Genomic DNA, 6548 nt, shown 5'->3' with positions numbered 1-6548 from the left:
GACCTCGCCGACAGTCTTCACCCAGCTACCATCTACCAGCTACCAGCGACTAGCTACCAACCCCGCGCTTCGCCTGTGCTAGAGTGAATCTCGTGGGCGCGTAGCTCAGCTGGTAGAGCAATGCCCTTTTAAGGCATGGGTCGCAGGTTCGAATCCTGCCGCGCTCACCACCTCTATTTCCTGCCTCCACTCTATGGCCCCTGTGACCGCCGCGCCGCCGCTGGCCGCCTCCGCCGAGACCGGAGCGCTCGGCGTCCTGCACCTCAAGCGGCTGTGGTCGCGCACGCTGGCCCACCGCCTCGGCCAGGCAGACGCCGCAATCCCGTCCGAGGACTGGGTGCGGGACAATACCCTCCTTTGCGGGCTCGGCTTGAACCTGCGCGAGGCCCTGCAGTACCTCTTCGAGCGGCAGCCATCCTTCGAGCAGTTCGAGGGCTGGATCCTGGAACGCAACGGCGGCGCCCTCGAGCCCGCGCGGGTGGAGCGCCTCAACTGGGCGCTCGCCGAAGAACGAAAGTCCGGCCCGGCGCCCCTGCCGCAGGACCTCGTCTTCACTCCCGCCGGGATGGCCGGATGGGAGGAAAACGGCTACATCGTGCTCCACGATGCGGTTCCTGCGGCCAACTGCCGCGCCGCCATCCAGGCCATCTGCGAGTTCCTGGGAATGGACCTGGAGCGTCCCGACACCTGGTATGGCGGGTCCCAGGGCCACAGCATCTGGATCCCGCTTCTGCATCATCCCGCCCTCGAAGCCAACCGCCAGTCGGCCCGCGTCCACTCTGCCTTCGCCCAGTTGTGGAATCGCACCGACCTCTGGGTCACGACCGACCAGAGCGGGATGAACCCGCCGGAGCGGGAGGGCTGGAGATTCCCCGGGCCTAACCTCCACTGGGACGTCAGCCTGGCCCTGCCCATCCCCTTCGGGACGCAGGGCATCCTCTACCTCGCCGACGTCGCCGCCGACCAGGGAGCCTTCACCTGCGTGCCCGGGTTCCATCGCCGGATCGCGAGCTGGCTCGGAAGTCTGCCCGCCGGCCGCGACCCTCGCCAGCAGGACCTCTCGCGCGACGCCGTTCCCATCGCCGGGAAAGCCGGGGACCTGATCGTCTGGCATCACGCGCTGCCGCACGGCAGCAGCCCCAATCGCGCCCGCCTCCCCCGCTTCGCGCAGTACATCAACCTGCGCCCCAGCTACTGGGAGCAGAACCCGGTCTGGCGCTGAAGCGGCCCCACTTCCCGGACAACGAGCGCTCGCTCGCCGCGCGCCGGAGCTAGTTCCAATGATGGTAGTGCCACCAGACCTTCTGCAGGTCGAACTTCACCCCGCGGCAGAGATAGATGGGCGTGTTTTCCTCGCCCATGCCCCAGCGGTTGTAGTGCGGGAAGGCTTGGTAGGAGGTGCAGTTGTCGCGCACCGTGTCGAGATCGAACTCCAGGAAGATCAGGTTCTGGTAGTGCTCGCTGGGCGGGCCCCAGAACCAATGGTTCTGGTGGCGCGAGTACGCGCGCGGCAGCCCGTACCGCGGCCCGAAAAGGTTGATGGCGCCCGCTTCGCCGTAGTTCCCCGCGAGGATGCCGGTCCGGGCGCGCTCCTCCGGCGGCACCGAGTCGTAGATCGCCGCCACCTCCTGCACCATCTCCTCCCACCCGAACTGGTCGGCTATGGGCTGCATCAGCAGCGACTGCATGTGGGTCTCGGCCTTCGGAGGTTTGATGCCGATCCATTCCTGGTAGGCGAGCACGCGCTCCGGCGGCAGCATCCAGGTGGAGATCGGCATCAGCGGCAGGCTCAGCAGCACCAGCACCGCCGTCACCGCCACACGCAGGCGCCGCCACGGCTGCAGCCAGCGCTCCAGCGCGACCGCGCCCCCGGCGAACATCATGGGGTAGATGGGAAAGAGGTAGTAGTCCTTGGCGTGGCCCACTTCCATGACTACGAAGAAGACCAAGAAGGTCAGGCCTAGCACTCGCCAGCGGCGCTCCCAGAGCAACCACACCAGCCCCGCCAGCCACACCGGCAGGAAGGCCGGGCCGTTGGCCAGGATCTGCTCTTTGACGAAAGCCAGCGGTGGCAGCACCACGTTCTTGCCCTCGCGCCGCACGTTCTCCAGGTCCTCCAGAGTAGGAAAGTGATGTCGCACCTGCCAGATGAGATTGGGGAGGAAGAGCGCGACCGCGATCGCGCCCGCGATCCAGATCCAGGGTTTCCAGAACTCCCGCCGCTGGGGCGTGAGCAGCAGCGCCACTGTCACCGCCAAACCGAAGAACAGCGTGGAATGCTTGTTCTCCAGGCCCAGCCCCGCCAGCACCCCGAACCACGGCCACAGGCGCGAGTTGCCGGTGCGCAAGATGCGCGCCACCACCAGCGCGCCGCCCATCCAGAACACCGGCTCGAAGCTGTTCATGGTCAGCAGGCTGTCGGTGACCAGGCGGCCGGGCGCCAGCAGCACGGCCAGCCCGGTGAGCAGTTGGGCATAGCGCCCCCCGCCCAACTCGCGCGCGATCAGCATGGAGAGCGCGATCAGCGCCGTCCCCGCCAGCGCCGGCAGGATGCGCAGCGCCGCCAGCGACCCGCCCAACCACAGCGCCACCCGGGCGTAGACCGCGATCAGCGGTGCCGCATCCACGTAGCCCCAGTCCAGGTGCCGCGCCATGTCCAGGTAGTAGAGCTCGTCGCGAAAGTAGCCGTAGTGGCGGACACTGGTCAGCAGGTGCAGTCCCAGCTTCGCCGCACACAGCGCCATCAAGGCCACCGTGGCGAGCCGGGGTAGGCCTTCGGAGGCGTCGCGGTTGGCTCCGGTGGACGCGTCGCGCGGACCTGGCTCAGAGTCTCGTGAAGCCATCCGCACTCCACTCCTCTGAGCCGACGCCATGGTGGACAAAAAACAACCCAGCCGGGTCGTATCTCTTCTTCACCGCCGCCAGGCGCGCGTAGTTACCGCCCCAATAGACGTGCTTCCAATCCTCCTCGAAGAAATCGCTCTCGGAGACGTATGCTCCTCCATGAGGCGCCAGAGCGCGCAGCTCGTTCATGCAGCGTCGGACCTGCTCGCGGGATTTCCGTGCTGCGGCCACGTCCGGCTCGTGGCCCCGGACGCCGGGATACCCGCCTCCCGCATCCGCCACGATTGCCAGCGCAAAGGCGTCCAAGACGACGGGATTGGTGGCCGTGTCGCGCGCCGCTTCCTGCGCCTCGCGCGGGGCTCCCGCGAGGCCTTTGTTGAAATGCAGCTCGATGGCCTGGTAGCGCGAGCCGGCAAACAGCGCCGCCGCCAACCGCTCCTGGGAGTCATCCTCCAACAGGGAGGCCGGCAGCCAGAGCGATTCGTAGCCGTAGATGGTCCAGGCCACCTGGCCGGTGTCTCCCGTCCACCACACGTTCTCCTTGCTCGCGCCGGGCCTCGGGTCCGAGAAGAACACCTGTTCCGTGTGATCCTTTCTCCAATCGACATCCCACCATCGTTGCGCTGGAATGCTGCCGATGATCGGCTGTCCTTCGATCGTGTACGCGCCGGGGAGACTCGCGACCCAATCCAGGAACGGCTGCCATACCTTCTTCGCCTCGTCGGTGCTCAAACCATGCGACACCATGCTGATGCCCAGCCGGTTGCTCGGGCTCACGTAGACCTGCTCGCCCCAGTGCGGATTGAAGAGTTGCTCGCGATAGAAGCCCACAAAGTGGCGGAGCAGCCGGCGAAACGTGTCATCGGAAGAAGCCCGGATCTGTAAGGAGGCGCCCCCGAGAGATTCCGGAAGCTCGTGCACGCGCAAGGTGACCTTGCTCACCACTCCGAAGCTGCCTCCCCCGCCTCCCTTGAGCGCCCAGAACAGATCGGGGTTCGTGCCTGCATTGGCGATGCGGATCTTTCCATCGGCAGTGACCACCTCCGCTTCCAGCAGGCTGCCCGCCGCCGTCCCGTAGCGTTTGGAGAAATTCCCGAAGCCGCCGCTCTGCACCAATCCCGCGACGCCGACCGTCGTGCAGCCTCCGCCTTGGACGTACGCCCCGCCCCGGGTGGTCACGGCGCCGTACGCCTGCATCCAGATGGCGCCCGCGCCGCACGTTACCGCCCGCTGGGGCCGGTGCGTCCTGGTGCAGCCTTGGGGGACGAACCCTTCCTGCAGGGCGATGTCGTGCATGTGGCGGGTCCAGACCAGCAGGGAGTCCGGCGCATTCGAGGTGCCTTGATAACTGTGGCCGCCGCCTTTCACCACGAGGCGCAGATCGTTTTCACGCGCGAAGTTGACCGCCGCCGCGATGTCCTTTGCGCTCTCCGCGGCCACGGCGTAGACGCTTGGCTTGGTGAACCAGGCGTCCACCCATCCCAAGGTCTGCGTCAAGCCGGGCTGGTCGCCGATGTAGTACGGATTCTTGACATTGGCGAGCAGGGCCTGACACGCGGCGCCGTCCACGTCGGCCATACAGGGCGTGATCGGGAACTCCACCGGGATCAGCCGGCCCTCGACCTCATCGTGCAGCCGCTTCCAGGCCGCCGGGGAAGGCCAGTCTGCATCCGAAGGCCGCCGGCGGCGGAATGGCTTGCCGGCAAACAAGGAACGCGGCCAGAGTGTCATCAGTCCGGCGAGACCGGATAACCGTAGGAACGATCGTCTCTGCATCATGGTCGAAGCTTGCCTTTGACGCCGCGGAGCTAGGCTTCTGGTCGCGGCCTGGGGCACTTCTAGCAACACGGGACGGCATCGGCAACCGCGGTGGGACAAGCGGGCCGCGGCCGGGGACATCAGGGCCCAGACGTCGCTCCGTTGGGGCGGAAAATCGCAGGGCTGCGTGATACTGTCTATCTCGTGCCGCCGGAACGACAATCCGCCGCCGGCCGCGACGCCGGGATGAGCCGCGCCGCCACTTGGTCGCTCCTCTTCCTGGGGTTCACCGTCCTCGGCTTGCTGAACTTTCAGTACCGCTACCTGGACGACCTCGCCCGTGGCCACCCGCACACCTTCTCCGTCCGCCTCTTCGAGGAGATGGACGGCGTTTACTGCGGTTTCCTGCTGTTTCCCGCGGTGCTCTGGCTGGTGCGGCGGGCGCGCATCCGCCGCCACAACTGGTGGCGCACCATCCCCTGGAACCTGCTCATCATGGCCGGCTTCTCGGTCTGCGACACCACGCTGATGGCCGTGACCCGCAGCCTGCTGGCCCCCGTCTTGGGTCTCGGCCCGTACGACTACGGCGTCATGCTCTACCGCTATCCCATGGAGTTCGGCAACCACGTGCTGGCCTTCTGGGCGATCCTGGCTGTGGTCTATCTCGTGGACTTCTACCGCGAGGCGCGCCGCCGCCAGCTCGCCACGGCGGAGCTGGAGGCCCGTCTGGCCGAGGCGCAACTGCAGAACCTCCGCCTGCAACTGCAGCCGCACTTTCTGTTCAACGCGCTCAACACCATTTCCTCGGTCATGCACGAGGACGTGGACCGCGCCGACACCATGCTGGCGCAGCTCAGCGACCTGCTGCGCCGCACCCTGGCCGCCAGCCACTCCCAGGAGATCCCCCTGGAAGAAGAACTGGCGCTGCTGCGCAGCTACCTCGCCATCATGGAGGCCCGCTTCGGCGACGACCTGACCGTGGACTTCGCCGTCGATCCCGCCCTCTCGCAGGCGCTGGTGCCGCAACTGGTGCTGCAGCCGCTGGTCGAGAACTCCATCCGCCACGCCCGCGGCCCGCAGTCGGAGCCGCTCCAGGTCCACGTCCGCGCCTTCCGCGACAACGGCAGCCTGGTGCTGCAGGTGCGCGACAATGGCCCCGGCATCCGCGCCCTGGAGAAGGGCGAGTGGCGCAAGGGCGTGGGCCTCTCCAACACCGAGGAGCGGCTGGAAGGTCTCTACGGTTCCGAGCACCGGTTGCTGCTGGAGAACGCCGGCGGGCTCTCCGTGACCATGCGTCTTCCGCTGCGCAGCGCATGAGCGCCCGTCCCCTGCGCGCCTTCGTGGTCGACGACGAGGCCCCGGCCCGCCGCAAGATCATCCGCTTCCTCAAGCAGGACCCGGAGATGGAGCTGGTCGGCGAGGCCGCCAACGGGCCTGACGCCGTGCCGGGCATCCGGCAATCGCGTCCCGACCTCCTCTTCCTGGACGTACAGATGCCGGGCATGGACGGCTTCGAGGTGGTGCGCGCGCTCGAGCCCGGCCCTATGCCGCGCATCGTCTTCGTCACCGCGCACGACGAATACGCCATCCAGGCCCTGGAGATCCACGCCTTCGGCTACCTGCTGAAGCCCTTCGACCAGGCCCGCTTCGCGCGCGTGCTGGCCGACGCCAAAGAGCACCTCGCCCGCGACGAAGCCGGAGAGGTCAGCGCCCAGCTTTCGCGCCTGCTCGACGAGGTGGCGCGCCGGCGCCGGCAGCCCGCCAAGCTCCTGGTCAAGCAGAGGGACCGCGCCTTCTTCCTTGCGCTGGAGAAGATCGACTGGGCGCAGTCGGAGCGCAACTACCTGACCCTGCACGTGGGCAGCCAGACCTACACCGTGCGCGGCACTCTCGACAGCCTGGAGGAGCGGCTGGAGGGTTCGCAGTTCCTGCGCCTCAACCAGTCC

At 67.4% G+C, this 6548-nt stretch carries 5 protein-coding genes and 1 tRNA gene; 4 read left to right on the top strand and 2 right to left on the bottom strand.

Annotated features, from left to right (window positions below; all coding sequences use genetic code 11):
• The first annotated feature begins 94 nt into the window (after positions 1 to 94).
• Both VEG08_15920 and VEG08_15915 read left to right on the top strand, forming a co-directional pair.
• Positions 95 to 170 (top strand) — tRNA-Lys (locus VEG08_15920).
• A gap of 23 nt (positions 171 to 193) precedes the next feature.
• Positions 194 to 1222 carry a phytanoyl-CoA dioxygenase family protein gene (locus tag VEG08_15915; protein HXZ29482.1) on the top strand — a complete coding sequence of 343 codons (1029 nt, stop codon included), beginning with the start codon at positions 194 to 196 and terminating at the stop codon, positions 1220 to 1222.
• A 49-nt stretch (positions 1223 to 1271) separates the two neighbouring features.
• Here the strand turns inward: VEG08_15915 and VEG08_15910 are convergent, their stop codons facing one another.
• Positions 1272 to 2744 carry a glycosyltransferase family 39 protein gene (locus tag VEG08_15910; GenBank protein ID HXZ29481.1) on the bottom strand — a complete coding sequence of 491 codons (1473 nt, stop codon included), beginning with the start codon at positions 2742 to 2744 and terminating at the stop codon, positions 1272 to 1274.
• A gap of 79 nt (positions 2745 to 2823) precedes the next feature.
• Entirely contained in the window at positions 2824 to 4623 is a 1800-nt protein-coding gene (locus VEG08_15905; GenBank protein HXZ29480.1) for an FAD-binding protein, read from the bottom strand.
• A gap of 183 nt (positions 4624 to 4806) precedes the next feature.
• Between VEG08_15905 and VEG08_15900 the strand changes: the two genes are divergently transcribed.
• Both VEG08_15900 and VEG08_15895 read left to right on the top strand, forming a co-directional pair.
• Positions 4807 to 5919: a histidine kinase gene (locus VEG08_15900; GenBank protein HXZ29479.1), complete on the top strand. Its 1113-nt coding sequence runs from the start codon at positions 4807 to 4809 to the stop codon at positions 5917 to 5919.
• A partial coding sequence (locus VEG08_15895; GenBank protein HXZ29478.1) for a response regulator occupies positions 5916 to 6548 on the top strand: 633 nt, incomplete at its 3' end. The genes VEG08_15900 and VEG08_15895, both read left to right, overlap by 4 nt.

Source organism: Terriglobales bacterium (assembly GCA_035624475.1).
Classification (GTDB): Bacteria; Acidobacteriota; Terriglobia; order Terriglobales; family Acidobacteriaceae; genus DASPRL01.
Note: the sequence above shows the minus strand (reverse complement) of the source record. Positions and strands in the feature narration are given on the sequence as shown.

Coding starts and splice junctions, on each gene's coding strand:
- VEG08_15915 (HXZ29482.1), top strand. CDS start 194: ATGGCCCCTGTGACCGCCGCGCCGCCGCTGGCCGCCTCCGCCGAGACC.
- VEG08_15910 (HXZ29481.1), bottom strand. CDS start 2,744: ATGGCGCTGTGTGCGGCGAAGCTGGGACTGCACCTGCTGACCAGTGTC.
- VEG08_15905 (HXZ29480.1), bottom strand. CDS start 4,623: ATGATGCAGAGACGATCGTTCCTACGGTTATCCGGTCTCGCCGGACTG.